Origin of the sequence: Saccharomonospora amisosensis (genome assembly GCF_011761185.1) — a bacterium.
Lineage (GTDB): Bacteria > Actinomycetota > Actinomycetes > Mycobacteriales > Pseudonocardiaceae > Saccharomonospora_A > Saccharomonospora_A amisosensis.
Genome location: NZ_JAAOYM010000001.1, coordinates 4,249,569 through 4,274,129 on the forward strand (window position 1 = coordinate 4,249,569; position 24,561 = coordinate 4,274,129).

At 69.4% G+C, this 24,561-nt stretch carries 25 protein-coding genes, 1 tRNA gene, 1 other RNA gene and 1 pseudogene; 9 read left to right on the top strand and 19 right to left on the bottom strand.

The window, feature by feature from the left end:
• The first annotated feature begins 213 nt into the window (after positions 1-213).
• A complete protein-coding gene (locus FHU38_RS20620) occupies positions 214-1,377 on the top strand; it encodes a TetR/AcrR family transcriptional regulator (RefSeq protein WP_167173899.1) in 1,164 nt (387 codons plus the stop codon).
• A gap of 47 nt (positions 1,378-1,424) precedes the next feature.
• On the opposite strand, the pseudogene FHU38_RS27515 reads toward FHU38_RS20620, so the two are convergent.
• Positions 1,425-2,052 (bottom strand): annotated as a pseudogene (locus FHU38_RS27515) (DedA family protein); the annotation flags it as partial.
• Between the two features lie 150 nt (positions 2,053-2,202).
• Positions 2,203-2,898, bottom strand: a complete 696-nt coding sequence (locus FHU38_RS20630) for a methyltransferase domain-containing protein (RefSeq protein ID WP_167173902.1) — start codon at positions 2,896-2,898, stop codon at positions 2,203-2,205.
• 28 nt (positions 2,899-2,926) lie between these two features.
• Between FHU38_RS20630 and FHU38_RS20635 the strand changes: the two genes are divergently transcribed.
• Positions 2,927-3,334: a MerR family transcriptional regulator gene (locus FHU38_RS20635; RefSeq protein WP_208415763.1), complete on the top strand. Its 408-nt coding sequence runs from the start codon at positions 2,927-2,929 to the stop codon at positions 3,332-3,334.
• 334 nt (positions 3,335-3,668) lie between these two features.
• On the opposite strand, the gene FHU38_RS20640 is transcribed toward FHU38_RS20635, so the two are convergent.
• Genes FHU38_RS20640 through wrbA form a run of 3 tightly spaced genes read right to left on the bottom strand, consistent with a single transcriptional unit; the run spans position 3,669 to position 5,958 of the window.
• Entirely contained in the window at positions 3,669-4,283 is a 615-nt protein-coding gene (locus FHU38_RS20640; protein ID WP_167173905.1) for an NAD(P)H-dependent oxidoreductase, read from the bottom strand.
• A complete protein-coding gene (locus FHU38_RS20645) occupies positions 4,280-5,338 on the bottom strand; it encodes an LLM class flavin-dependent oxidoreductase (protein WP_167173909.1) in 1,059 nt (352 codons plus the stop codon). The genes FHU38_RS20640 and FHU38_RS20645 overlap by 4 nt, the downstream gene beginning before the upstream one ends.
• On the bottom strand, positions 5,335-5,958 hold the full coding sequence (gene wrbA, locus FHU38_RS20650) for an NAD(P)H:quinone oxidoreductase (protein ID WP_167173911.1): 624 nt from the start codon (positions 5,956-5,958) through the stop codon (positions 5,335-5,337). The genes FHU38_RS20645 and wrbA overlap by 4 nt, the downstream gene beginning before the upstream one ends.
• Positions 5,959-6,373: 415 nt before the next feature.
• Between wrbA and FHU38_RS20655 the strand changes: the two genes are divergently transcribed.
• Positions 6,374-7,147: an SDR family NAD(P)-dependent oxidoreductase gene (locus FHU38_RS20655; protein WP_167173913.1), complete on the top strand. Its 774-nt coding sequence runs from the start codon at positions 6,374-6,376 to the stop codon at positions 7,145-7,147.
• Between the two features lie 133 nt (positions 7,148-7,280).
• On the top strand, positions 7,281-7,433 hold the full coding sequence (locus FHU38_RS20660) for a hypothetical protein (protein ID WP_167173916.1): 153 nt from the start codon (positions 7,281-7,283) through the stop codon (positions 7,431-7,433).
• Positions 7,434-7,565: 132 nt separating this feature from the next.
• On the opposite strand, the gene FHU38_RS20665 is transcribed toward FHU38_RS20660, so the two are convergent.
• From FHU38_RS20665 to FHU38_RS20685, 5 genes are all read right to left on the bottom strand, one after another.
• Positions 7,566-8,018, bottom strand: coding sequence for a MarR family winged helix-turn-helix transcriptional regulator (locus FHU38_RS20665; protein ID WP_208415764.1), 453 nt, complete (start codon positions 8,016-8,018; stop codon positions 7,566-7,568).
• 29 nt (positions 8,019-8,047) lie between these two features.
• Entirely contained in the window at positions 8,048-8,332 is a 285-nt protein-coding gene (locus FHU38_RS20670; RefSeq protein ID WP_167173919.1) for a hypothetical protein, read from the bottom strand.
• 88 nt (positions 8,333-8,420) lie between these two features.
• Positions 8,421-8,493: transfer RNA gene (locus tag FHU38_RS20675), tRNA-Ala, on the bottom strand.
• Positions 8,494-8,569: 76 nt separating this feature from the next.
• Positions 8,570-9,376, bottom strand: coding sequence for a DsbA family protein (locus FHU38_RS20680; RefSeq protein WP_167173922.1), 807 nt, complete (start codon positions 9,374-9,376; stop codon positions 8,570-8,572).
• The gene (locus tag FHU38_RS20685; RefSeq protein WP_167173926.1) at positions 9,318-9,902 is read right to left on the bottom strand and encodes a MauE/DoxX family redox-associated membrane protein; all 585 of its coding nucleotides are present in this window, start codon (positions 9,900-9,902) and stop codon (positions 9,318-9,320) included. The genes FHU38_RS20680 and FHU38_RS20685 overlap by 59 nt, the downstream gene beginning before the upstream one ends.
• A gap of 134 nt (positions 9,903-10,036) precedes the next feature.
• Here FHU38_RS20685 and hrpB point away from each other — a divergent pair, with 134 nt between their 5' ends.
• Complete coding sequence (hrpB, locus tag FHU38_RS20690; RefSeq protein WP_167173929.1) at positions 10,037-12,475, top strand: ATP-dependent helicase HrpB; 2,439 nt, start codon at positions 10,037-10,039, stop codon at positions 12,473-12,475.
• A gap of 33 nt (positions 12,476-12,508) precedes the next feature.
• Here the strand turns inward: hrpB and FHU38_RS20695 are convergent, their stop codons facing one another.
• A complete protein-coding gene (locus tag FHU38_RS20695; RefSeq protein WP_208415765.1) occupies positions 12,509-13,234 on the bottom strand; it encodes an SDR family oxidoreductase in 726 nt (241 codons plus the stop codon).
• 83 nt (positions 13,235-13,317) lie between these two features.
• Here FHU38_RS20695 and FHU38_RS20700 point away from each other — a divergent pair, with 83 nt between their 5' ends.
• Positions 13,318-14,193, top strand: coding sequence for a LysR family transcriptional regulator (locus FHU38_RS20700; RefSeq protein ID WP_167173935.1), 876 nt, complete (start codon positions 13,318-13,320; stop codon positions 14,191-14,193).
• A 102-nt stretch (positions 14,194-14,295) separates the two neighbouring features.
• Here the strand turns inward: FHU38_RS20700 and FHU38_RS20705 are convergent, their stop codons facing one another.
• Entirely contained in the window at positions 14,296-15,018 is a 723-nt protein-coding gene (locus FHU38_RS20705) for a dienelactone hydrolase family protein (protein ID WP_167173937.1), read from the bottom strand.
• Positions 15,019-15,057: 39 nt separating this feature from the next.
• On the opposite strand from FHU38_RS20705, the gene FHU38_RS20710 reads away from it, so the two are divergent.
• Entirely contained in the window at positions 15,058-15,273 is a 216-nt protein-coding gene (locus FHU38_RS20710; protein ID WP_208415766.1) for a hypothetical protein, read from the top strand.
• Positions 15,270-16,073 carry a hypothetical protein gene (locus tag FHU38_RS20715; protein WP_167173942.1) on the top strand — a complete coding sequence of 268 codons (804 nt, stop codon included), beginning with the start codon at positions 15,270-15,272 and terminating at the stop codon, positions 16,071-16,073. Before FHU38_RS20710 ends, FHU38_RS20715 begins: the two co-directional genes overlap by 4 nt.
• Before the next feature lie 5 nt (positions 16,074-16,078).
• Here the strand turns inward: FHU38_RS20715 and hutI are convergent, their stop codons facing one another.
• The 7 genes from hutI to ssrA all read right to left on the bottom strand — a co-directional run bounded on the left by hutI (position 16,079) and on the right by ssrA (position 23,654).
• Positions 16,079-17,239, bottom strand: coding sequence for an imidazolonepropionase (gene hutI, locus FHU38_RS20720; RefSeq protein WP_167173945.1), 1,161 nt, complete (start codon positions 17,237-17,239; stop codon positions 16,079-16,081).
• Entirely contained in the window at positions 17,236-18,537 is a 1,302-nt protein-coding gene (locus FHU38_RS20725) for a formimidoylglutamate deiminase (RefSeq protein WP_167173948.1), read from the bottom strand. Before FHU38_RS20725 ends, hutI begins: the two co-directional genes overlap by 4 nt.
• A complete protein-coding gene (gene hutU, locus FHU38_RS20730) occupies positions 18,534-20,162 on the bottom strand; it encodes a urocanate hydratase (protein ID WP_167173951.1) in 1,629 nt (542 codons plus the stop codon). Before hutU ends, FHU38_RS20725 begins: the two co-directional genes overlap by 4 nt.
• Positions 20,159-21,694, bottom strand: a complete 1,536-nt coding sequence (gene hutH, locus FHU38_RS20735; protein ID WP_167173954.1) for a histidine ammonia-lyase — start codon at positions 21,692-21,694, stop codon at positions 20,159-20,161. Before hutH ends, hutU begins: the two co-directional genes overlap by 4 nt.
• Before the next feature lie 144 nt (positions 21,695-21,838).
• Positions 21,839-22,249, bottom strand: a complete 411-nt coding sequence (locus FHU38_RS20740) for a DUF2267 domain-containing protein (RefSeq protein WP_167173958.1) — start codon at positions 22,247-22,249, stop codon at positions 21,839-21,841.
• Positions 22,250-22,509: 260 nt separating this feature from the next.
• Positions 22,510-23,136, bottom strand: coding sequence for an SRPBCC family protein (locus tag FHU38_RS20745; protein ID WP_167173961.1), 627 nt, complete (start codon positions 23,134-23,136; stop codon positions 22,510-22,512).
• A gap of 146 nt (positions 23,137-23,282) precedes the next feature.
• Positions 23,283-23,654: a transfer-messenger RNA gene (ssrA, locus tag FHU38_RS20750) on the bottom strand.
• Positions 23,655-23,831: 177 nt separating this feature from the next.
• Here ssrA and FHU38_RS20755 point away from each other — a divergent pair.
• Positions 23,832-24,518, top strand: a complete 687-nt coding sequence (locus tag FHU38_RS20755) for a sensor domain-containing protein (protein ID WP_243852305.1) — start codon at positions 23,832-23,834, stop codon at positions 24,516-24,518.
• Positions 24,519-24,561 lie beyond the last annotated feature (43 nt).

The window sequence follows — 24,561 nt, forward strand, 5'->3', positions numbered from 1 at the left end:
ATTAACATATCGAGGTGGCGAGCAGCCGGCAAGGGGCCTGTCACCTCGGCCGCTTCGGAGCGCCGCGCGAAGCAGCGGTCCACGGCAGTCAGCACGAGCGAAGCGGAACGGCTACCGGGTGACCGCGCCGGGCTGGTATCGGGGAAGTGGTTCGGTCCGTGGTTGACTGGCCCGTATGGCCCTGTCTCCGCGTACGACCGCTCGGTCGCCACTGTGACCGCCGGATCGACCGCGGCCGTTCGACCGCGTAACCGCAGGCAACTCATCGTCGAGGCGGCCGGGCGAGTGTTCAGCCTGCGCGGTTATCACGGGGCGTCCATGGAGGAGATCGCGACCAGCGTCGGCATCACCGCCGCGGCCCTGTACCGGCACTTCCCGAACAAGTACGCGCTGTTCGCCGAGTGTGCGAACGTGACAGTGGACCGGCTCGTAGCCACGCTCGACGAACTGCCCGCCGAAGCGGGGTTGGCGGACGTGCTCGCCGCCGTCACCAGGGTCACCGTCGCTCACCGGGCGTCGGGTGGCGTGTACCGGTGGGAAGCTCGATATCTCGACAGCCAGGACCGCAAGTTGCTTCGCGGGAAGTTCGGCTACGTCGTCGAGCGGGTGACCGATCTCGTGAGCCGCGAGCATCCACTGCCGGACGAGCGGTTGCGGGCGGCGGCGGCTCTCGGTGCGATCGGGTCCATCACGATGCACCGCACCTCGATCGCGCAACGTCGGACCGAGGAACTGCTGCTGGCATCCGCTATGAGGGTGGTCGCGACCGACCCCACAGCGGGCACCGGTGGCGCCCCACTGGTCGAACTGCCTGCCCAGCCCGTGCCACGCACCCGGCGAGCGGAGATCCTCGCGGCCGCGATTCCACTGTTCGAAAGGGACGGCTTCGCCACCGTGACCAACGGCAGGATAGCCGAGGCCGTGGGGCTGGTTCCGTCGGCGATCTACCGCTACTTCCCCGGCAAGGCCGACATCCTGGCGGAGGCCTGCCTGCAGGCGGCGGGTCTGCTGGGCCAGGCGGTGGAACAGAACCTTCGCGGAGTGACCGATCCGCGTGAGGCCGTGGTGACACTGGCCGCGACCTACGTGGCCTACAGCTTCGAGCACACCGCGCTCACCAACGTCGCCAACGCCGAACTCATCGGCTTGCCTGCCAAACTGCAGCGGCCGCTGATCATCGAACAGCGCGAACACATCGCGGTGTGGGAGCAGCAACTCCGGTCGGCACGCCCGGAGCTCGATTCACGCCAGGCCCGAGTGCTGGTACACGCCGGGTTCGGGGTGGTTTTCGAAGCAGGACGCAGGCTGAAGTGGCAGGACAGCCCCGGCCACCGTGACGCCGTCGCCGCACTGGTCGTGGCCGCGCTGGGTGTCTGACCGTGGCCAACGCGGCGGCGCGAGCCCGGCTCACGTCGAGGACCGGTACGTAACCGCTTCGCCACGAACCAGGCGATGGCGGCGACAGCAGCGAGGATGACGAGCTTCCGCAGGCTCGCGGCGTACTGCTCGACGGCGTGCCAGTTGACACCGAGCAGGTAGCCGCCGACCACCAAAGCAGTGTTCCAGACGAGGCTGCCGAGCGTGGTGAAGGTGAGGAACTTCCACATCGGCATGGCCGCCGATACCCGCGGGCAGCGAGATGAAACTGCGGACGAGTGGCGCCATGCGGCCCACGAACACCGCCTTCGCACCGGTACTTGGCGAACCAGCGCTCCGCGCGGTCCAAGTCGTCGGCCTTGACCAACGGCACACGCACCAGCCGCGACCGCACGCGGTCGCAGCCGAGCAGCATCCCCAGGTAGTAGACGATCACCGCACCGACCACCGAGCCGAGCGTGGTCCATACCAAGGCCTCCACGAACGTGAATGTGCCCTTAGCGGCGGTGAAACCCGGCCAGTGGCAGCAACAAGTTCACTGGGAACGGGCGGGAACACGTTGTCCAGGCCCACCGCGACAGCGGCCCCAGGGCCCGCGAGCGAATCCATCAGGCTGACGGCCCACCCGGCGATGCCGTCCAGTGACTCGGCGGTCGAGGCGTGGCGAAACTCCATGTTGTCGACGCTACGAACCCCGGCCCGCGCCCGCCCGCCTTCGCCCACTGCAGCACCCGGCGGGGGGGTTTCGAGCCCTGCTGGTCACTGGCGGGACGGGTCACGCTCTGGTCCTGATCGCCCGTCACGCGCCCGGGCCCGAGCTTGATGCTATCCCTGCGCGGCGACGAGGAACATCGGCACCGCGACGAAGATCCGGTTCGTGCGGGCGCGCTCGGCCTGCTCGGCGAGCCAACTCTGGTCGTCGGTGATCCGTTGCAGCACGCCGAGCGCGGTGTCGTCGGTGAACACGCTGGTACGCACCTCGACTACCGGGGCGGTGAACCCTGCGTCTAGCAGCAGGTTGCGGTATCGCCGTGCGACCCGCGGCGACGGGAGCGCGTCCGCCTTCGCATGGACGAGCCGTCGGGTGGTCTCCGGCTCGTCCGAGTCGATGACGAGCGTGTCCCAGTCCTGGCCGAGCAGCACGACGCGCCCGCCCGGAGCGACCACGCGGCGGGCCTGTGCCACAGCCAGCGCCGGGTCGTCGAGCGTGTGCAACACCTTGTCCGCGCGGTAGCCTGCGACCGACCCCGTCCGCAGCGGCAGCTCGCAGGCGTCGCCGACGTGGAACTCGCAGTCCTGCCAACGCTTTCGGGCCACAGCGATCATCTCGGGGTCGAGGTCGACGCCGACCGCGCGCGCTCCGCGCTCGGCCAGTTCGGCGACCGCGCGGCCACCGCCACAGCCGACGTCCACCACGGTCGCGCCGGTGAGGTCGCCGAGCAACTCGTAGGAACGGGCGCGCAGTTCTACGGCCGCAGGTTGGGTTTCGACGGCATCCAGGACAGCGAGCAGATTGGACATGCCCGCCATGATCGGACTTAATGTCAACATGAAGTCAAGCCCGATGACGATCGGCCAGGTGGCCGACCACTTCGGCCTGCCAACGCACGCACTGCGGCACTGGGAGTCGATGGGCCTGCTCTGCCCCGCCCGCGTCGCGGGCGACCGCCGCCGCTACACCCGCGACGACCTGGTGCGGGTGGCCTCGATCGTGCTCATGAAGCAGGCAGGCCTGCCGCTGCCGGAGATCCGGGAGTTCCTCACCTCGATCCACACCACCGCCCGCAAGGACGTGCTGCGCCGCAACCACCGCGCGCTGCAGGCCAGGATGGCGGCGCTGCGCTCAGCGCTGGACCTCCTCGAATCCGGGCTGAACTGCTCGCACGAGGACATCACGACCTGCCCGACCTACAGGGCCCGGCTCGCGGAACTGGTGGACGTTCGGGACCCGCTGTAGCCCCGTCGCCGAGTCATCTCAAGGCAGGCGACCGTGCGCACATGGCCGCTGCCATCCGCCTCACCGAAGCCTGGCGGCGGTGTGGTTGGGCTTCTCTGCCCAGTCGATGGCGAGGTGTGCCGGGGTGCCGTCGCAAGGCGGCGACTGAAACCCCTCGGAGGAGACCCGAGTCGGCGCCGTTTTGACACCCTTCGCCGAACTAAACGGGCAAGACGGTGAAGAAGCGGTGCGTTGGTTTGTGAGTGGTTGCAGGAAGGATCGGTTCAGCTCGCCAACATGCGGAGACCGCGCCGTCGGTGGCGTATCGCATCCTGCGCTCGGCGAGGTTGAACCGCTACGGCGATGCCTCCGCCTGGTCTGCCACCTCCCTGACTCGGGCGGCGAGGATGTTGCCGATGTCGATGAGGGCGACCTCAACGCGCCCATGCACTCGGGGGTTGAGCACCGTGGTGCCGTCGAAGTCGCCAGCGGACGCATAGATTGCCACCGGGAGGGTCAGTGCCTGGAAGAAGCCAAACAAGGGTCGCATCACGTACTCCAGCACCAAGGCATGGTGGTCGCCCCCACCGGTCGCGGCCAGCAGCACCGGCTTGTCGGCCAGCGCGTACTGGTCGACGAGGTCGAAGAGGTGCTTGAACATGCCGGGGACCGAGGCTCGGAAGACCGGGGCCGCTGCGATCAGCAGGTCCGCGTTCTCGACGGTCTGGATCGTGTCCTCGATCCCTGGGGGGACGTCGTCACGTTCCAGTGCACCGGTGAAGCCCGACCCGAGACGGTAAACGTCGACCCGTGTGACTTCGATCGGCAGCGTCGTGCGCAGTGTATCGAGGATGAGGTCGGCCAGCCCCATCGTCTTGGACTGTTCGCTCGGACTGCCGTTGACCACGACGACGCGCAGCGGGGTGGTGCTCGGCACGGCTCTGGGCGCGGTGGCGGCAAGCGCGGTCATCCCGTGCTCCCCTCCCGTGCGGCGACTTCCCGGCGTACGACCGGGGCCACCTCGGTACCGAGCCGTTCGATCGCCGCGAGAACCTCGTCCTGCGGCATCCCGCCGAAGCCCAGCTGGATCAAGGCACGACTAACGCCATACAGCTCGTGATAGCCAAGTAGCTTGTCGATCACCTCCTGGGGACTGCCCACGAAGAGCGCCGCAGCAGGTGAGGCCTGTGCCTCGAACGCCGCACGGGATATCGGGAAGCCCTGACCGCGTTGATGGTTGTTCTCCATCATCCCGGTGGCGAAGTACGGATACATCGTGTCACGGGCGTGCTGACTCGAGGAGCCCACGAAGCCATGGGCGTTGATGCTGATTCGCAAGGCCGTCGCGTCGTGGCCGGCCGCGCGAGCGGAGGACCGGTAGAGCTCCGCGTTCTCGACGTGGCTGTTCATCGGCCCGAGCAGTAGCGGCATCGCCATCGGCAGTCCGAGCTTTCCGGTGCTGATCGCGGAGGCCGGCGAGCCGGCTCCGACCCAGATCGGCAGGGTGTCACCGGCTGGCCGCGGTGCGATGTCGGCGTCGACGAGCGGAGCCCGGAACCGGCCGGACCAGGTGAGCGGATTCTGCTCCCGGATCCGCAACAGCAGACTCAGCTTCTCCCGGAACAGATCTGCGTAATCACGCAGGTCGTACCCGAACAGCGGGAACGACTCGGTGTACGAGCCGCGACCGACGACCATCTCGGCGCGTCCCCGGGAGATCAGGTCGACGGTGGCGAACTGCTCCCAGACACGTACCGGATCATCAGAGCTGAGCACGGTGACCGAGCTGGTGAGCCGGATGTCGTTGGTCGCCTCCGCGGCGGCAGCCAACACCACCGGCGAGGCGGTGGCGACGAAGTCGGTGCGGTGATGTTCCCCGACACCGAAGACGTCGAGCCCCACCTCGTCGGCGACGACGGCTTGTTCGATGGTCTCCCGCATCCGCTGCTGTGGGGACGGCACCTGCCCGGTGACGGGATCGGCCGTCACTTCCCCGAAGGTCATGATGCCGATCTCGAAATTCATGACGCTCGCTCCTCGACACGAGTCCCGATCACACCGGCCGCGACCTCGACCGCGCGGCGGGCCTGGTAGCGCGCCGCTTCCAGCTCGACCTCGCCAGGGAAGCCGTCGGCGGAGACATGGGAGGCGCCGTACGGGTTGCCGGACCGGAACTGGATCGGGTCGGTGAAGCCCGGCGGCACCACGATGCCGCCCCAGTGGTACATCGTCGTGTAGAGCGACAGCAGCGTGGACTCCTGACCGCCGTGCGGTGTCTGACTGGAGGTGAAGGCGCTGTAGATCTTGTCCGCCAGCTTGCCCGCCGCCCACAGCGGGCCGGTGAGATCCAGGAACTGCTGGAGCTGCGAAGGCACGTTGCCGTAGCGGGTCGGTGCGCCGAAGATCACCACGTCTGCCCAGTCCAGGTCGTCCACCGACGCGGTGTCGACGTGCCCGGAGGTGTCGATGTGCGTACGCCACGCGTCATTGCTGTTGATAGCCGCCTCGCCCGCGAGCTCGCGGACCTTGACGAGACGGATCTGCGAACCGGCCTTCTCGGCACCCTCGGCCGCAGCCTCCGCCAGCCGGTGCACATTGCCCGTGGCACTGTAGTAGATGACGGCCGTCTTGATCGGATCTGACATGTCGTGCTCACTCTCGGTGGATGAGTTGATGTATCATCAACCTTACCTTGTGAGTTGATATGTCATCTCACGATCTGACGTGATCTACACCACCCTCTGCGGCGGTGAGCGCCCTGAATAGCTGACAAGCGTGGCCGCAGCGAGAGCCTCAACAACCCCAAGCGCCTTGGCTCTCGAGCCGGCACATTCACACCCGCGGACCACCGGCGCCCACCCATCCAGTTCGCCTCGCTGCGCGCGATCTGCGCGTCGGGGCAGCAGGGATGGACGTCGGCTTGATTGCTCAGGGGTCACGATCGTCTGAGTTGCCCCACGCCGAACTCCGTGATCTCGACCGACTTGGGCATCTCGCCCCCGCCGACGCGGCCGATCGGCTAATCTGAAGCGAGTTGATACTTCAACCCTTGGAGGCGAGATGTCTGGACTTCTGTCGAATAAGGTCATTGTGGTGACTGGTGCGTCCAACGGATTGGGTCGGTCGATCGCTATCGGCGCTGCACGTCACGGCGCAAGGGGTGTGGTGGTCGCAGATCTGGATGAGGTGCCGCGAGAGGAAGCAACCACATCAACCTCAGAGGTCGAGAAGCTGGGCGTGCCGGCACGCTTCGTTCGCGCCAATGTCACCTCACCAGAGGACAACGACGCGATGATGGCCGCAGCCGACGAACTGGGCGGAATTAACCTGATGGTGGCCAACGCAGGCATCGTGCTTCCCAAGGACGAGGGCGCCGACATGCCCGCGGCAGCATGGCGAACGCTTCTGAGTATCAACCTCGACGGTGTCTTCTTCGGCGCCCAGGCGGCCGGACAGAGCATGCGCGCCCATGGCAAAGGCGGCAGCATCGTGTTGATGACCTCCGTGATGGGCTTCATGAGCAATTCGATGAGCATTGCCTACTCCACGAGCAAGAGTGGACTGATCGGGATGATGCGCGGATTGGCGAGCGCGCTCGGCCCGGACGGAATTCGCGTGAACGCCGTCGCACCAGGCCCAGTGGAGTCGCCAATGCTGCATACCGACCCGGACTTCTTTGCCGCCAATGAGAAACTACGCGAGCGATTCCTCTTGGGCCGCTACGCCCAACCGGACGACATCACCAACGCGGTCGCCTTCTACGGATCAGACCTATCGTCGTACGTCACCGCGACCACACTCCCTGTCGACGGTGGACTAATCGCTTCTCTGTGACATAGAAGCATCTGGGTGGCAGTCTTCGATGCTATGCGCGGTTGTCACCCCGATCTCTGGGCGGGCGTGCCTGCGGAGGCCGGACTGCGCGCGACTCAGCATCGACGCCAGAGGTGAATCCAGGGACGCAGCGATGCTGGCCGACCAGGATGTGCGTCGCGTGATCGAATTGGGCTGGCTTGCCGTGGGCGAGCAGCCGGCGCTTGCCCACGTGCTGGCGGACCGGGACCCACGGCTCGCCGATACGATGTACGACACGGAGTTGGGAGCTTCCCATCGGCGCTGATCGCGTACTCGTAGCCAGCAATATCACCCTGCCACGCGTCGCTGGCACAGATCCGGCATCCGGCCGGCCTGGCCCTGAAGGTGGGCTCGTGGCGCACCTGGGGATTGTCTCCGTAGGGTGCACCGCACCCTTTCAGGCGTCCTCGTCACGGAGCCGACTCAGGACCTTTCTCGCGATGGCGGCGTACTGATCCAACTCCTCAGACGTCAGTACGTCGATGAAGTACTGACGAACGTCGGCTGAGTGCTCGGGCCGCGCCTTCGTGATCTCATCCCGACCGAGCGGGGTGATCACCACGTCCATCCCACGCGAGCCGCATTGCTCACGCTTGACCAGACCCCGTCGCTCCATCCGACTGAGCTGGTGATGAAGGCGGCTCTTCTCCCAAGTCGCCTGTTCCGCGATCTCGAACGGCCGCATCCTGCCCTCGGGCGCCTTGGAGACCAGAGCCAACACGGTGTAGTCCTGATAGGAGAGCCCCTTGCGCGCCTGGAACCCCGACTGGAGCCGGTAGCGGAGCATCTCGTGCATCTGGATCGTCGTACGCCAGGCAGCCAGTTCACGATCGTTCAGAGCGCCAGTCATGACACCATCGTACTCAGCGAGATGACATGTCACCCGCGAATGCAACGGGAGCGCGGCGGCGCTACGACCGCATCCACACCAGCCTCGACGCGATCACCAACCGGCTCGAAAGCCTCACCGACACCTACGCGACCGCGCGCGCCGGGCTCTACCAGATCGCCGACATCCTCACCGACCTCGGCGACCTCTACGCCAAGGCCGAGCCCGCCGAACGGCGCATGCTCAACCGTGCCCTGTTCACACGCATCATCATCGGCGATGACGAACAGGTCAGCTATACGCCCGACGAGCCCGTCGCCAGCACCCTCGCCCACGCGGGCACCGCCGTGAGCAGGGACGTGCACACAAAAACGAACCTGCCCCGCCATCAGACGGGGCAGGTTTCGATTTTCTCAACTTGCGTGGAGCTAAGGGGACTCGAACCCCTGACCTCCTCACTGCCAGTGAGGCGCGCTACCAGCTGCGCCATAGCCCCGTTGAGTAAGCACTCTACCCGATCGCCGTCGCGCCCTTGGGCTGGGGTGGGCCACCCGAACGGCGACCCACCCCGGTCAGCTCTTGGCCTGCTGGATCACCTTGTCCAGCCACTGCTGGTCACCGATGTCCACGATCGTGCCGCCCGCGACGACCGTTGGGGTGCCGAAGCCGCGCTGCCCGTTGCCGAAGTCGCGCTGCAGGCTGGGGTCGGCGAGCACCCGCTGCAACTCGGCCTGCAGTTGCGCGTCGTAGGTTCCCGCGCGCACACCGTCGGCGAAGGACTTGCTGGTGATGCCCAGCTCGCGACCGAGTTCGATCAGCTGTTCGTCGCTGTAGCCGCGCTTGCCCTCCTCCGGCTGGTTGGCGAACAGGCTGTCGTGGAACTCGGAGAACTTGCCCTCGTCCGCGGCCAGCAGCGCCGCGTTGGCAGCGTCAAGCGAGTAGCCGGGCGGGTCGGACTTCTCGGTGAGCATCGGCAACACGTGCGTACGTACCCGAAGCTCACCCTGCGCGACCTTCTGCTCGATCTGCTGCCCGTAGGCCTGCTCGAACGCACCACAGACCGGGCATAGGAAGTCGGCGTAGACGTCGATCGTCGCGGGCGCGTCCTGCGCACCCGACACCACGACGACACCTTCGCGGCGCTCCGGGTAGTCGGCCGCCGCCGGGGCGGCGGGCTGGATCTTCTGTCCTTCAGTGGCGTTCTTGGACGCGTTCGTCCACAACACGCCGCCGATCACTACCGCCGCTACCAGCACCACCGCCGCGACGACAGCGATCACCTTCTTGGTGTCGTTGCCGCCCCTGGCCCTGGCTACGGCGTCAGCCCCGGCCGTCCGCTGCTGCCGTCGCTTCCGCGCGGTCCGTTCCGCTCCGCCCACTGGCGTCCTTCCTCATCTGTTCCTCAACCCGCTCTTCCGCAAGCCGCTGCCGCCGCGTGCCCCACAACCAACCGTCGACGGACAGCGACGTTCTCGGCCGCACCGCCAGCCACACGGCCAGCGCAAGGAAACCGGCGTCCCTCGCGATTTCCTGCGGGTACGCGGTCTCACCCGGCGCCACCTGACCGCCACCGCCGAAGCAGCCGCAGTCGATCGTGAGCCCCCTCGCCCACGACTGCGCCACCGCCGCGATGAACGCCACGAGCACCAACCCCGACAGCACGGCGACATGCCTGGTCACGAAACCGAACAGCACGAAGATGCCCAGCGTGATCTCCAACAGCGGCATGGCCGTCGCCACTACCCCGACGAGGCTTTGTGGCAGCACGTCGTACGCCTGCACGGCGAGGTAGGTCTGGCCCGGATCGGCCAGTTTCAGGCCACCGGAGATCAGCCACACGGCCGCCAGGCCGAGCCGGGTGAGCGTGCCGATGCCATCGAGCAGTCGTCCACGTGACGCGAGCACGCTCCTAGGCTAGCTACCGCACCTGAGAATGAGGTGAGGCCGATGACAGTACGTCCAGCCACGAGCACGGTAGGAGCGCCTGCGCGAGGCCCGGTTCGCCCTGTCACGGTGAGTTCGCACACTCCGGGAAGACGATGACCTCATCGCGCGAGCTGCCCGAGCTGCCCGTCAGGGACGTGCTCGCGGATGTCCGCGCCGCGCTGGACCGGCACGGCACCGCCGTGCTGGTGGCACCGGCGGGCACCGGCAAGACCACACTGGTGCCACTGGCGCTGGCGAACTGGTCGCCGGGGCGGATCGTGGTGGCCGAGCCAAGGCGGCTTGCGGCGCGGGCGGCGGCGGCGCGCATGGCCGCGCTGCTGGATGAACCCCTCGGACAGACCGTCGGCTACTCGGTGCGAGGCGACCGGGTGGTCTCAAGCCGCACCAGGATCGAGGTGGTGACCTCTGGTCTGCTGGTCCGCAGGCTGCAGGCCGATCCCGAGCTCAGCGGCACCTCGGCGGTGCTGCTCGACGAGTGCCACGAGCGCCACCTGGACGCCGACCTGTTGCTGACGCTGTTGGTCGACGTGCGTGGTGGCCTGCGGGAGGACCTGCGCCTGCTCGCCACCTCGGCCACGGTCGCCTCGGAGCGGCTCGCGGACCTGCTCGGCGGCGCGCCCGTGGTCACCGCTGACGCGCGAACGTTTCCGGTGGAGGTGGTGCACCACCCGCCCGCGCGCGGGGAACGCATCGAGAACCGCGTGGCCCGGTCGATCGAGACGGCGCTTGCGCGAACCGACGGCGACGTGCTGGCGTTCCTGCCAGGTGCCGGCGAGATCGCCCGCGTCGCGGACCTGCTCGACCTGCCCGGCGTTGACGTCCTCCCGCTGCACGGCAGGCTCACCACGGCCAGGCAGGATACCGCGCTGCGAACCGGGCCCCGGCAGCGCGTGGTGCTGGCCACCGCCGTCGCCGAGTCCAGCCTTACTGTGCCAGGGGTGAGGGCCGTCGTGGATTCCGGGCTGGCGCGGGTACCTCGCGTCGACCATCGCCGAGGCCTTCCTGGCCTGGCGACGGTGCGGGTCTCGGCCGCCGTCGCCGAACAGCGCGCGGGCAGGGCGGGTAGGCAGGGGCCAGGCCTGGTCTACCGGTGCTGGCCACGGCAGGAACACGCGATTCTGCCCGCATACCCCGAGCCTGAGATCCGGGTGGCCGACCTTTCCCGGCTCGCGCTGGAGCTGGCCTGCTGGTCGACGCCGGACGGGCGCGGGCTCTCGTGGTGGGACCCGCCGCCGGAGGGCGCGCTCGCCGCGGCCAGGCAGCTGCTGCGCACCCTCGGCGCGACGCGGGAGGACGGCACCCCGACCCGGCGTGGCGAACGGATGGCGGCACTCGGACTGCACCCGAGGCTGGCTCGCGCGTTGCTGGACGGAGCGCCCGAGGTAGGTCCCCGCTCGGCCGCGGAAGTGGTCGCGCTGCTGGACGCAGGCGGCAGGAGTGTGGACATCGAGGACGAACTGCACCGGCTCGCGCGCGATGACGACCCAGCCACACGCCGGTGGCGCAGGGAGGCGGCCCGGCTGGCACAACTGGTGCAGGTGCCCAGCGAGGAGGTGCCCGACCCGGCGACCGTGGTTGCCCTCGCCCACCCCGAGCGGCTGGCGCGTCGGCGTGGGGGTGCGCAGGGCGAGGACGGGGTGTACCTGCTCGCGGCGGGAACGGCCGTGCGGCTGCCGGCGGGCAGTAGGCTGGCCGACAGCGAATGGCTCGCGGTGGCGGAAGCCACCCGCGAACCCGGCCGGGCGCACGGGGTGATCCGGCTGGCCGCGCGTGCCGACGCCGAACTCGCAACCCGCGTCGCTGCCTCGCTGGTCACCGAGGCGGAGGAAGTGCGCTGGCAGGGCGGCGACATCGTGGCTCGGGCGGTCCGACGGCTCGGGGCCATCACGCTGACCGAGGCGCGGCTGGCCAACCCCGACCCGGCGCTGTTGCGGGCGGCCGCCATGGAGGGCCTGCGCAGGCAGGGCCTTGAACTGCTGGACTGGCCTGAGCGGGCGACGCGGCTGCGGCAACGGCTGGCTTTCCTGCACGCGCACCTGGGGCAACCGTGGCCCGACGTGGGTGATGACGCGCTGCTGGAGCGCGCGAAGGAGTGGCTGGAGCCCGAACTGTCGGCGGTCAGGCGACGGGCCGATCTCGCCCGGATCGACACCGCCGCCGCGCTCGCCAGGTTGCTGCCGTGGCCGAGGGCAGGGCAGCTCGACGAGTTGGCTCCCGACCGGTTGGAGGTGCCGAGCGGGTCTCGACCACGGGTGGACTACTCCGGTGCCGAACCGGTGCTCGCGGTGAAGCTACAGGAGACGTTCGGCTGGCGAGCCACGCCGCGGATCGCGGGCGGACGGGTGCCGGTCGTGCTGCACCTGCTCTCGCCCGCGGGCAGGCCCGCGGCGGTCACGGCTGACCTGGAGTCGTTCTGGCGCAACGGATACCCAAGTGTTAGAGCCGAGCTGCGGGGCCGCTATCCCAAGCATTCGTGGCCACAGGACCCACTGGCCGCCGAACCCACCCGACGAACCACCAAGTCGCGTTAGGACCTGCTGGCACCCGGTCCGGAATCCTCCGGTTCACCAGGGAACGACGCCCTCGTCGTCGAAGAAGCCGCCGCGCGGGCCGTCGTCCGGCAAGGTGGCGAGCCGGATCGCGATCGCGGCACCCTGCTGGGGTGTCCTCGGCGCGTTGAAGCCGGTGAAGTCGGTCGCGACGTAGCCGGGGCAGCAGGCGTTCACGATGACGTTCGTGTCGGACAGTCGCCGGGCGTACTGAGCCGTGATGCTGTTGAGCATCGACTTCGACGGTGCGTACGCGGCCATGATCGGACCGGTCTGCAGCGTCAGCGAGCCCATGTTGCTCGACACGTTGACGATGCGTGGCGAGTCCGCACGGCACAACAGCGGGAGCATCGCGTTCGTCACCCGGACGACACCGAACACGTTCGTGTCCACGACGGTGCGGACGACGTCGAGGTCGAGCGTCGTCGGATCCTGCGCGCCACCGTCGGTGCGGCCGGAGATGCCCGCGTTGTTGACGAGGACGTCGAGCCTTCCTGCCGCCTGCTCGACGGTCGCGACCGCCGCGGCGACGCTCTCGCCGGAGGTGACGTCGAGGGCGACCCCGAACGCGGCAATGCCCGCGGCACGCAGTTTCTCGACGGCCTCCTCGCGCCTGACGTCGTCGCGGGCCCCCACCGCGACGGTGAGGCCGATCGCCCCGAGGCCCTGCGCGATGGCGAAGCCGATTCCCTTGTTCGCGCCGGTTACCAGCGCGGTCTTGGTGTCGTTCACACGATCCATGCTCGGCGCGGCGTGTGCTCGCTGTCCAAGACCGATTCAGTAAGCCCTGATACTCGCCAGGTATCAGGCGGTAACCTGCGACGGTGGAAGACCTCGAGACCCGCGAACTCCGGTATTTCGCCGCCGTGGCCGAGGAACTGCACTTCGGCCGCGCCGCCGATCGGCTCGGAATCGCACAACCGCCGCTGTCCCGTGCGATCCGCCGACTCGAGCAGCGGCTCGGGGTCCAACTCCTCGTGCGTGACCGGCGGGGTGTGGCGCTCACGGACGCGGGCAGGGTGCTGCTCCGCGAGGCCGGAGCGGTCCTCGACGCGGTCGCTGCCGCCGCGCGCCGGACGCGGCGCGCCGGGGACCCGAAGCGGCCACTGGTGCTCGCGTCGAAGGCCGGGGCATCCCACGAGTTGCTGCGACGGCTGCTCGACACGTTCGCGACCGAACCCGGTGCGGCACCGGTCGAGGTCCTGCTGTGCGAGGTCGGCGAACAGGCTCGGCTGCTCCGCGACGGGCGCGCCGACGTGGCACTCATGCACCGCCCGTTCGACGACCTCGCCGGGTTCGACACCGAGGAGCTCTGCGTCGAGGGCCAGGTCGCGATCCTTCCCTCCGGCCATCCGCTCGCGTCACGCGACCAGCTCACGCTGGCGGAGGTCCGCGACGTGCCGGACCTGCCGATCGCTCGATGGCCCCGGCTGGATGGGTCCTACCCGGACGGGCCCGGACCGGAGGTGCACACCCAGTCGCAGCTCGCTCAGCTCGTTGCGCTCGGCAAGACACTGCTGGTCATCCCTGCCTCCAGTCGTGCCTGGCAGTGGCCCGAGCACGTCGCGGTGCCCGTGGTTGACGCGCCGAAGGTCACCACGGTGATCGCGTGGCCGCCAAGCAGTCAATCCAAGGCGGTCGCATCACTCGTCCGCTCAGCGGCAAAGCTAAGCGGCACCGCGCTTCCTTCGCCCGCATGACGACGACTCCACACCTGATACCCCGACGGCAAGCTCTCCTTTCCGCGGCCCGAACTGATTGGCTGTCCATAGTGGAACTCAAGCTCGTTCGAGTCGCCGTCGTCACGCGGTGGCAGCGGTGGTCACCTTCATGAATTCCAGGGCCTGCGGCCAGGAAATCGCGTACGCGGTGGCGTTCACCTCGCTGCCGTGCCTGCCTCGGTCACTGAAGCCGTGTTCGGCATGCGGGTAGACATGAACCAGGCTCGGCCCGCTGTCGCGGGAGTACAGCGCGTCCTGCAACCGCGCGAAACTCTCCCGCGGCACCAGCGTGTCCGCCCCCGGGTACAGCATCAGCACCGGAGCCTTGATCCGCGCCGTGTGCTCGACGGCGTCCACGGTGTGGTTGGGCGCGGGAGTGCCGGGGACCGTCGGGTGGTAGGCGACGACGTTGGCGAGCCGCTCGTCCCTGCCGCCGAGAATCAGCGCGAACCGGCCACCGAGACACCAGCCGATCACACCGGCCCGCTCCACCCCCAGCTCGCCGAGCAGGTGGTCCAGCAGTCGCCGCATCTCCTCAAGGCAGGCCTCGTCGTCGAGCTGACGCATCAACTCCGCCAGCCGGTCCCTCGGGGTGTCGTCGATGCTGGGGCCGTGCCAGGGATCCCAGGTCAGCGCGGTGAGCCCGGCCCTGGCGATGTCCTCGGCGTACTCGCGCACCTGCCCACCGATACCGGTGATCATCGGCAGCAGCAGCATCCCGCTCTTGCTGCCCCCCGAGGGGCGGGCAAGGTACGCGCCGAGGTCACCGACCTTGATCGTGGAAGTCTCGATCTCGTGTGCCATGGGGGCACCGTAACGCGTTCTTCAGGCATGATGCCGGGCATGGCAAGTTCGAGGCGCACCCTCGCCGAGCGGCTCGGCGGTGAGTTGCCCGCGAGCATCGAGGCGCTGGACGAGGAGCACAAACACACTCTCAACGAAGCGTTGCGAGCCGCGCGCAGGCGGCAGGCACGCCAGCTCGCCGACGCGGCCGAACAGTCGCTCTCGCACGTCCCGTTCCCGTTGCGGCGTGCGGTACGCAAGGCGGCGGGCCTGTGACCGAAGCACTGGAAGCGCTGGAGGTCCAGGCGGAGATCGACAAGCTCGCCCGCGTGCTAGGTGAGCCCGGCGAGCGGTTCGGCTTCCTGGAGTCGGTCCCGGCGCGAGACATCCGGAGGTTACGGGAGCGAGCCACCGATGCGCTGTTCGACGCTGACCTCGCCGCGCTGCGCCGCATGGCGTTGGCCAGTAGGTTGCTGCCGCCGAGCCTGCTGGCGGGGCTGGCCGAGCGGGTGTTCGGCCCGCTGCTGAGCGCCCGCATGGCCGGCCTCGTGGACGCGAGCCGCGCGCTCGACATCGCCGCTCGGCTGTCCCCCACCTTCCTGGCCGATGTCGCCGCCGAGACCGATCCGCGCAGGATCGGTCACCTCGTCACCGGCGTGCCTCGCGCCACGATCAGCGTCGTGGTCGGCGAACTGCACCGCAGGCAGGACTGGATCACGCTGGGCCGGTTCGTCACGCACGTGCCGAACGACACCGCGCTCGCGGGGCTGTCCGTGCTCGACGACGCGGCCCTGCTGCGGGTGATGTTCCTGCTGGACGACACGGACCGCGCCGTGGAGGTGTTGGGGCTGCTTCCCACGCGGCGGCGGGAACGCATCGTGCGGGCGGCCGACGAGCACGATCTTTGGCCGCCGCTCTTCGCGCTCGCGTACCGCGCGGACGCGCGGCTGCGTGACGAACTCGTCCACGCCATCGGCGCGCTCGACCAACAGGCGCGGGCGCGGGCCGTGCGGCAGGCCCGTGAACTCGGGGTGGCGGCGCTGCTGGAACCGTCGTCCGGCGAGCTCGCGGGCTGACCGGCTCAGGTAAGCAGCCGACCCCGCCGCCACACCGCCCAGGTCAGCGGCACCCCCGGCCGGTATGCCAGGTGTGTGACCGACGGCGCGTCGAGCACCTGCAGGTCCGCCCTCGCGCCGACCCGGATCGTGCCGACCGCGCCGTCGCCGGTCTCGCGGCACAGCGCGCGGGCGCCGCCAGCGGTGGCTGCCCAGACCGCCTCGCTGATCGACATCCCCATCTGGAGTACGGCGGTGGCTACGCAGAACGCCATCGAGGTGGTGTAGGAGCTGCCGGGGTTGGCGTTGGTGGCCAGCGCCACGACGGCGCCCGCGTCGAGCAGCCGGCGCGCGGGCGGCAGCGGCTGCCGGGTGGAGAGATCACACGCGGGCAGCAGCGTCGCCACGGTGTCCGATCCGGCCAGCGCTGCCACGTCCGCCTCCCTCAGGTGGGTGCAGTGGTCCACGCTCGCCGCCCCGAGCCGCACCGCGAGCCGCACCCCTGGCCCAGGGTTGAGCTGGTTTCCGTGCACCCGAAGTCGTAGTCCGCGCGCCGCCGCGGCGCGCAGTACCCGCTCGGACTGCTCCTCGTCGAAGGCACCCACCTCGCAGAAGACGTCGGCCCAGCCGACGTGCCCCGCCACCGCCGCGAGCATGTCACCGCACACAGTGTCCAGGTAGGACTCGGCGTCGGTTCCGGGTGGCACGGTGTGGGCACCGAGGAAGGTCGCCTCGTCGGCGAGGTCCTCTGCTATGCGCGCGCAACGCAGTTCATCGGCGACAGTCAGCCCGTAGCCGGTCTTGGTCTCCACACAGGTGGTGCCCTGCCGCGCGGCCTCGGCCAGGTGCGCGGCGAGGTTGGCGCGCAACTCGGCGTCGGTGGCTTTCCTGGTGGCCTCGACGGTGGCGAGGATGCCGCCGGCCGTGTAGGCCACACCCGCCATCCTTGCCTCGAACTCGGCGGTGCGGTCGCCAGCGAACACCAGGTGCGTGTGGCTGTCCACCCAGCCGGGCAGCGCGGCCCTGCCTGCCACGTCCACGGCCGCGTCCGCCATCGGCGCGGTGGCCGCGTCACCCACCCACGCCACCCGCTCGCCCTCGAACACGACGGCGGCGCGGTGCAGGGTCCGCAGTCCGGGATCGTTCGTGGTCAGCTCACCGATGCCGGTGACAAGGGTGGATTTCACCGCCACAGCCCACCTATCTCGCGCCGCAGCACCTCCTGTGGCCGTTCGACGAGGCCGTGTTCGCCGCCGCGCACCACCCAGCGGCCAGCGACCATCACGTCGCGCACGTCCGCCGCCGTTGCCGCGAACGGCGCCGCCGAGGGCTCCGCGCCCGCCGTGCTGGTCGAGTCGAGATCGACAACCACCAGGTCGGCGCCCTGACCTTCGGCCAGTTGGCCGACGTCTGGCCACCCGAGCGCCGCATGCGCCGTTGCGGCCGCGAGCAGTTCCCGCGCGGTGAACAAACCGCGCACCTCCCGCACGAGTCTCTCCCGCCACTCCAACCCGCGCAGCTGCTCGAACGGGTCGGTCACGACGTGGCTGTCCCCACCAAGACACAGCCCCACCCCCGCGTCGAGCAGCGCCCTGCTCGGGCCGATGCCGTCGCCGAGGTCGCATTCCGTCGCGGGACATACGCACACCCGGCACCCCGAAGCGGCGAGCGCGGCGATGTCGGAGGGGTCCAGGTGGGTGGCGTGCACCGCCACCGTCGCCGGACCGAGCACCCCGGTGCTTTCCAGCAACCCGGCCGGGGTGCGCCCGCTCGCGCGAAGGCACTCGGCGTTTTCGGCCCGCTGCTCGGACAGGTGTACATGCAGCGGCCGGTCGCCTGCCGCTGCCACCACGACCGGCAGGTCCCGTGGCGGCACCGCCCGCACCGAGTGCACAGCCACACCCGAGGTCACCCGCTCACCGCGAGGGGAGAACCGCTGTACCCGCTGCGCCCACCGGTCGGCGTCGCCGTCGCCGAACCGCAGCTGCGTTCCCCGCAACGGCTCGCCGAAACCGCCAGCCAGGTAGCAGGTGTCCAGCAGGCACAACCTGATTCCGGCTTCGTCAGCGGCCGCGACAAGCGCGGCACCCATGGCGTTGGGGTCGGCGTAACCGGCGCCGCCGGGGCCGTGGTGCAGGTAGTGGAACTCGCCGACGCTGGTGTACCCGGCCAGCACGAGTTCGGCGTAGACGCCGCGCGCGAGGCGGTAGTAGGAGTCGGGGTCCAGCCGGTCGGCCAGCTCGTACATCAGCGAGCGCCAGGTCCAGAACGAGCCGCGTCCCTGCTGCGCCCTGCCACGCAACGCGCGCTGGAACGCGTGGGAATGCGCGTCGGCGAAGCCCGGCAGCGCCAGCCCCGGCAACACGTGCCCCGTCCGCGGCGCTCCCGTGGTGACCGAGGTGAACCTCCCGGCCGTGACGTCGAGCCTGACGGCGTGTCGCACCCCGTCCGGCAACCACGCGTACTCGCACCAGTAGGCGGTCACCGTTGCTCCCGCATCGGCAGGCGCAACCCGTGTTCCCCTGCGACTTCGACGGCGCGCGAGTAGCCCGCGTCGGCGTGCCGCAGCACCCCGGTAGCCGGGTCGTTGCGCAACACGCGGTCCAGCTTTCGCGCCGCGAGCGCGGTGCCGTCGGCCACGCACACCTGTCCGGCGTGGACGGAGCGGCCCATCCCCACCCCGCCGCCGTGGTGAATCGACACCCAGCTCGCGCCCGATGCGGTGTTGACTAGCGCGTTCAGCAGCGGCCAGTCGGCGATGGCGTCGGAGCCGTCGGCCATGCCCTCGGTCTCGCGGTACGGGGAGGCGACGCTGCCCGCGTCGAGGTGATCGCGCCCGATCACGATCGGTGCCTTCAACTCGCCACTGGCCACCAGCTCGTTGAACCGCAGCCCTGCCACATGTCGCTGGCCGTAGCCGAGCCAGCAGATCCGTGCGGGCAGCCCCTGGAACGGCACCCGCTCGCCCGCCAACCGGATCCAGCGGGCAAGTGACTCGTCCTCGCCGAACAGCTCCAGCGCCGCACGGTCGGTGACCGCGATGTCGGCCGGATCTGCTGAAAGCGCCACCCACCGAAACGGGCCCTTGCCCTCGCAAAACATCGGGCGAATGTAGGCCGGGACGAAGCCGGGGTAGTCGAACGCCCGCTCGCAGCCGCCCAGCTTCGCCTCACCGCGCAGCGAGTTTCCGTAGTCGAACACCTCCGCGCCACGGTCGAGGTAGCCGAGCATCGCGTCCACGTGGTGTGCCATCGAGTCGCGCGCGCGGTCGGTGAACTCGTCGGGTTCGGCTTCGGCGTAGTCGTGCCAGTCCTCGACCGCCACCCCGATGGGTAGGTACGCCAGCGGGTCGTGGGCCGAGGTCTGGTCGGTGACGATGTCGGCTTCCACGTCGCGACGCAGCAGCGCGGGCAGCACCTCGGCCGCGTTGCCGATCACACCGACGGACACGGCTTCGCGTGCGACCTTCGCTGCCCGCACCCGTTCGATCGCGGTGTCCAGCTCGGGAGCCAACTCGTCGAGGTAGCCGCCGCGCAGCCTGCGGCGCGCCCTGTCGGGGTCGCACTCCACGATCAGCGCGGCGCCGCCGTTCATCGTCACGGCAAGCGGCTGGGCGCCGCCCATACCACCGAGACCGGCGGTGAGCGTGAGCGTGCCCGCCAGCGTCCCGCCGAACCGCTTACGGGCGACGGCCGCGAACGTCTCGTAGGTGCCCTGCAGGATGCCCTGGGTGCCGATGTAGATCCACGATCCGGCTGTCATCTGGCCGTACATGGTCAGTCCGAGCGCTTCCAGCCTGCGAAACTCCGGCCAGTTCGCCCAGTCGCCGACAAGGTTGGAGTTGGCCAGCAACACCCGGGGCGCCCACTCGTGGGTGGTCAGCACCCCCACCGGTCTGCCCGACTGGACGAGCAGGGTCTCGTCGTCGGCCAGCGTTGTCAGGCAACGCTCGATGGCGTGGTAGCTCGGCCAGTCCCTCGCCGCCTTGCCGGTGCCGCCGTAGACCACGAGTTCGGCGGGCCGCTCGGCCACCTCCGGGTCGAGATTGTTGCGCAGCATCCGCAGCGCGGCCTCCGTCTGCCAGCTCCGAGCCGTGCGTCGCATCGTCATCTCCGCTCGTCCGGCAGCGCGGCGTGCAGCACGGCGCCGGAGGCGATGAGTTCCTCCGCCGCGGCGATCTCGGGAGCCAGCTGCCTGTCGGTCCCCGGACCGGATACCCGGGTGCGCAGCAGGTCCCGCACCGCTCCCGTGCCAGGTGCGGGCAGCAACGGCGCACGCAGGTCGAGCGCACGCGCGGCGGTGAGCAGTTCCACGGCGAGCACGGTGGTGAGCCCGCTGATCGCGCGGCGCAGTTTGCGCGCGGCGCTCCAGCCCATGGACACGTGGTCCTCCTGCATCGCGCTGCTGGGAATGGAATCCACCGACGCGGGGACAGCCAGCCGCTTCAGCTCGCTCACCACCGCTGCCTGCGTGTACTGGGCGATCATGTGCCCGGAGTCCACACCGGGGTTCGCGGCGAGGAAAGCGGGAAGGCCGTGTGAGCGGGCGACGTCGAGCATCCGGTCGGTACGGCGCTCGGCGATACTCGCGAGGTCGGCCACGGCGACGGCGAGGAAGTCCAGCACGTAGCCCAGCGGCGCGCCGTGGAAGTTGCCGCAGGACTCCAGCCTGCCGTCGGCGAGTACCACCGGGTTGTCGATGATGGAGGCGAGTTCGCGGTCGGCGACCGCGGCCGCGTGGTCGAGGGTGTCTCGCGCGGCCCCGTGCACCTGCGGCGCGCACCGCAGCGAGTAGGCGTCCTGCACGCGCGTGCAGTCCTCGCCTCGATGGCTGGCCATGATCTGCGAGCCCGCCAACGCGGAACGCATCCGGCGCGCGGACACCGCCTGCCCCGGGTGTGGTCGCAGCTCCTGCAACTCCTGGGCGTACGCCCGATCGGTGCCGAGCAGGGCTTCCACACTCATCGCGGCGGTGAGGTCGGCGACGTCCACGAGCCCGCGCAGATCCTCGACGGCCAACACCAGCATGCCGAGCATGCCGTCGGTGCCGTTGATGAGCGAGAGGCCCTCCTTCTCGGCCAGCGTCAGCGGTTCGATACCGGCGGCGGCGAGCGCGTCCGAGGCAGCCAGCCGCGTGCCGTCCTGGTCGAACACCTCACCCTCACCCATGAGCGCGAGCCCGGCGGCCGCGAGCGGAGCGAGGTCGCCTGAGCAACCCAGCGAGCCGTGCTCGTGCACCACCGGGGTGATCCCGGCGTTCAGCAGCGCCGCCAAAGATCGCGCGGTCACCGGGCGCACCCCGCTGTACCCGCTCACCAATGTGCGCAGCCGCAGCAGCAGCATCGCCCGCACCACCTCGCGCTCCACGACCGCACCTGCGCCCGCGGAGTGCGAGCGGATCAGCGACCGCTGCAGTTGGGTGCGTTGGTCGGCGGGGATGCGACGCACCGCTAGTGCTCCGAACCCGGTGGAGACCCCGTACGCGGGTGGTCGCGCCTCGGCCTGCGCGTCGACAAGGGCACGCGCTCTGACGAGTTCACGCTCGGCCACCTCGTCCAGCTCGACCGTCGCCGCACCGCGGGCCACCGCGATCACCTGCTCGCGCCGTAGCGCTGCCGCCCCGAGGCGTACCTGCTCGGACATGTTCCCCATTCCGCCGCCCCGCGGGGCGGGCGCATCATCGGCGGAAAGCCGGTTGTGTTCGCGTTCCAGGCTGGACCGCGAACTCACCGGTGGCAACGCGCCGCGCGGCAGGTGAGCCGCCCGCCTGAACCGGCGGCACCGGTCTCAGGAACCCATCTGGCCCGTGCTGCCCGCATCCACCAACTGCCGCAGGCCGGCGGGCAGCGAGTGGCGCACCTTGTCCAGCACCCCCTGGGTCGCCTCGTCGGTCACCTCCAGCACGACACGCGAGCCGTACACCGCGTTGGGCTCGGGCAGGTGGCCACGCTCGGCGACGCGAGCAACGAACTCGTCGAGCCCGAACCGCTCCCCGGAACCGGCGCCACCGAGTGTCACCGTCCTTCGCAGGTGCTCGCCCAGTTCGGCGGGCAACTGGTCGGCCAGGTTCTCCGCGAGGTGCTCGGGCACCCGCTCCCCGAGGGTTTCCAGCGTCGCTCGGGTCAGGCCCTCCGCCTCACCACGGCTGGCCAGTTGCGCCCGCGTCTGCACCTGACCGATGAAGTGGTCGTGGTCCATGGGCTGCTGCCTTTCGGCCTCGTTCGATCCGCTTGTCGCCTCAAGGATTTGCCTCGCCGCGCGGGCTCCAAACGCTCCAGGTGGACGCTGCCGGTGCCCGCGAGCCGGAACCGACCAACGGGTGGCCGCGCGATTCGATGTGTGCGGCGACGGCACAACCCCGCACATGGCGGCGCGCTCGACAAATCCGAAACCCGGACCTTCGCACGATCGCCGACAGAGGCGAAGGCCATGGCAGAAGCCGGTCACCGTACCGATCGCTAACCACGCTCAGCGCGCTCCTTGATGCCACGCAGCATTTTGCGCTCCATAACAAGCGATTCGGGCTCGATGACGGCGAGGTTGCGCAGCCGGGTCTTCGCCGAAGGCTCGCCGGTGGCGAAGCGGTTTCGACTGACCAGCCGCGTGTGCCCGTCGCCGACGTCGGTCAGCGCGAAGGTCCAGCTCCACGGCTCGTCTTCACCTCGCAGCACCAGCGATTCGCCTGGTCGCAGGCTCTCCACACGCAGCCTTGGCCCGTGCGGGCCAAGTGGGACCACATCGCCGACGCCGAGGTTCTGGAACTCGGGCAGGATCCGCGAGGAGCTGTGCAGGTCGTAACCGAGCAGATTCTCGATCCAGTCGTAGCTGTACAGACCCGCGCGGCCACTGCCGATCTGCACAAGCCAGGGCCAAACCCGGTTCGGCGGCGCTTCGATCTCGATCGCCCTCGTGGCGGTGATGTCGGGGTCAGGGATGAGTTCGTCCCCCGGCAGTGACCGGCTGACCTCATCGGCGGTCGCACCCCAGGTGAGTACCTTGTCTCGTAGCAGGACCACATACGCGACCGCGCCGGCCAGTGCCGCGGCCAGCCCGCCCGCGATGAGTCCGAAGTTCGTCTTTCGCATTTGGTGAGGATCTGCCACCGGGTGGTGGCGGGCACAGGGCCGTTGTTCCCTGACCGCATCACCCGAAGGGCGCAGCCTGCGGTAGCGGTCGAACAGGACCTGCGACGAGAGAAAAGCCCTGGCCGGTTGAACCGGCCAGGGCATCGTGGTGGAGGTGCCGGGAATCGAACCCGGGTCCTCTGTCGCCTTTCCAGGGCTTCTCCGTGCGCAGTTCGCTGTGTCTCTACTCGGCCCCACCGGTCACGCGAACAAGCCGGTGTGACGGGCCCAGCCACTGTTCGTTTCCCTACCGGTTCCCGTGGCCGGAACCGGCGGTAAGCCTCCTAGCTGATGCCGGCAGACCGGGTCGGAGGCTTACCCGGGCCGACAGACTCGCACTCGCTCAGGCGGCGAGGGCGAAGTCGCGCTGACTGTTCGTCTTGGCGCTTATTTTTAGTGCGACGACGCTCACGGTGGTCGTTGCCTGCACCGGCACGCTTCCCCTGGATCAACGTCCAGAGTCGAAACCGTTCACCCCCTCGTCGGGCCGATCTCTTGATCTCCCAGCAAGGATAACGCCTGGCGCAACCACATAATTCCGGCCCTTCGCGCGCGTGGTAGGGCTGGCCCCACCTCGCACACGCCGGTCCGCATGCTGGTCGCCCACGACCGGGAGGGAGAGGCTGGACCCCTCAACCACAGAAGGGATTCCGGCCATGACCGCGGCGTACCCCAAGCATTCACCTCGACCTCCGGTGGCGGGCTCGGTCACCTACCTGCTGCTCAACCTCCCCGCGGGCATCGCCGGTTTCGTCCTGCTGGTGACGCTGGGCTCGGTGGGGGTGTCCACGGTGATCATCTGGGTGGGTGTGCCGGTGCTGATGCTGGCCATCCTGCTGGCGCGCGCCTTCGCGGAGGTGGAACGGGCCCGCGTACACGCGCTGCTCGGCACCTACATCGCGCGGCCGTACCGGCCGCTACCTGATGGCGGCCAGAAGCTGCGCTGGAAGGCCCGGCTGTCCGACACCTCCACGTGGCGCGACATCTGCTACCTACTGCTGCTCTTTCCGGTAGGCATCGCGGAGTTCGTGCTGGTGGTGACATTGTGGGCGGTGTCGCTCGGGCTGCTCGCGCTTCCGGTGTACTACCGCTACCTGCCGGAAGGGGCGTACTTCTTCCCCAGTTACGACCTGCGATGGATCACCGTGGATTCGGTGACTACCGCGCTACCTTGGGCCGCGCTGGGTGTGTTGCTGCTCGTCGCGACCGTTGCCTTCACACGAGGTATGGCGGGCGCGCATGCCCGGTTCGCCCGCCTGTTGCTCGGCCCCACCTCGGCGATGACGCCGGCGGCTGAGGCGGTCGGTGCCGGCCACGTCACACCGCGGCCGGTGGCAGAATGAGCCTCGGGCAACGACGGGGGATCACAACGTGAGCGGCAGTAAC

Coding starts and splice junctions, on each gene's coding strand:
- FHU38_RS20630 (WP_167173902.1), bottom strand. CDS start 2,898: ATGTCCAATCTGCTCGCTGTCCTGGATGCCGTCGAAACCCAACCTGCG.
- FHU38_RS20635 (WP_208415763.1), top strand. CDS start 2,927: ATGAAGTCAAGCCCGATGACGATCGGCCAGGTGGCCGACCACTTCGGC.
- FHU38_RS20640 (WP_167173905.1), bottom strand. CDS start 4,283: ATGACCGCGCTTGCCGCCACCGCGCCCAGAGCCGTGCCGAGCACCACC.
- FHU38_RS20645 (WP_167173909.1), bottom strand. CDS start 5,338: ATGAATTTCGAGATCGGCATCATGACCTTCGGGGAAGTGACGGCCGAT.
- wrbA (WP_167173911.1), bottom strand. CDS start 5,958: ATGTCAGATCCGATCAAGACGGCCGTCATCTACTACAGTGCCACGGGC.
- FHU38_RS20655 (WP_167173913.1), top strand. CDS start 6,374: ATGTCTGGACTTCTGTCGAATAAGGTCATTGTGGTGACTGGTGCGTCC.
- FHU38_RS20660 (WP_167173916.1), top strand. CDS start 7,281: ATGCTGGCCGACCAGGATGTGCGTCGCGTGATCGAATTGGGCTGGCTT.
- FHU38_RS20665 (WP_208415764.1), bottom strand. CDS start 8,018: ATGACTGGCGCTCTGAACGATCGTGAACTGGCTGCCTGGCGTACGACG.
- hrpB (WP_167173929.1), top strand. CDS start 10,037: ATGACCTCATCGCGCGAGCTGCCCGAGCTGCCCGTCAGGGACGTGCTC.
- FHU38_RS20695 (WP_208415765.1), bottom strand. CDS start 13,234: ATGGATCGTGTGAACGACACCAAGACCGCGCTGGTAACCGGCGCGAAC.
- FHU38_RS20705 (WP_167173937.1), bottom strand. CDS start 15,018: ATGGCACACGAGATCGAGACTTCCACGATCAAGGTCGGTGACCTCGGC.
- FHU38_RS20710 (WP_208415766.1), top strand. CDS start 15,058: ATGGCAAGTTCGAGGCGCACCCTCGCCGAGCGGCTCGGCGGTGAGTTG.
- hutU (WP_167173951.1), bottom strand. CDS start 20,162: ATGACGATGCGACGCACGGCTCGGAGCTGGCAGACGGAGGCCGCGCTG.
- hutH (WP_167173954.1), bottom strand. CDS start 21,694: ATGTCCGAGCAGGTACGCCTCGGGGCGGCAGCGCTACGGCGCGAGCAG.
- FHU38_RS20740 (WP_167173958.1), bottom strand. CDS start 22,249: ATGGACCACGACCACTTCATCGGTCAGGTGCAGACGCGGGCGCAACTG.
- FHU38_RS20745 (WP_167173961.1), bottom strand. CDS start 23,136: ATGCGAAAGACGAACTTCGGACTCATCGCGGGCGGGCTGGCCGCGGCA.
- FHU38_RS20755 (WP_243852305.1), top strand. CDS start 23,832: ATGACCGCGGCGTACCCCAAGCATTCACCTCGACCTCCGGTGGCGGGC.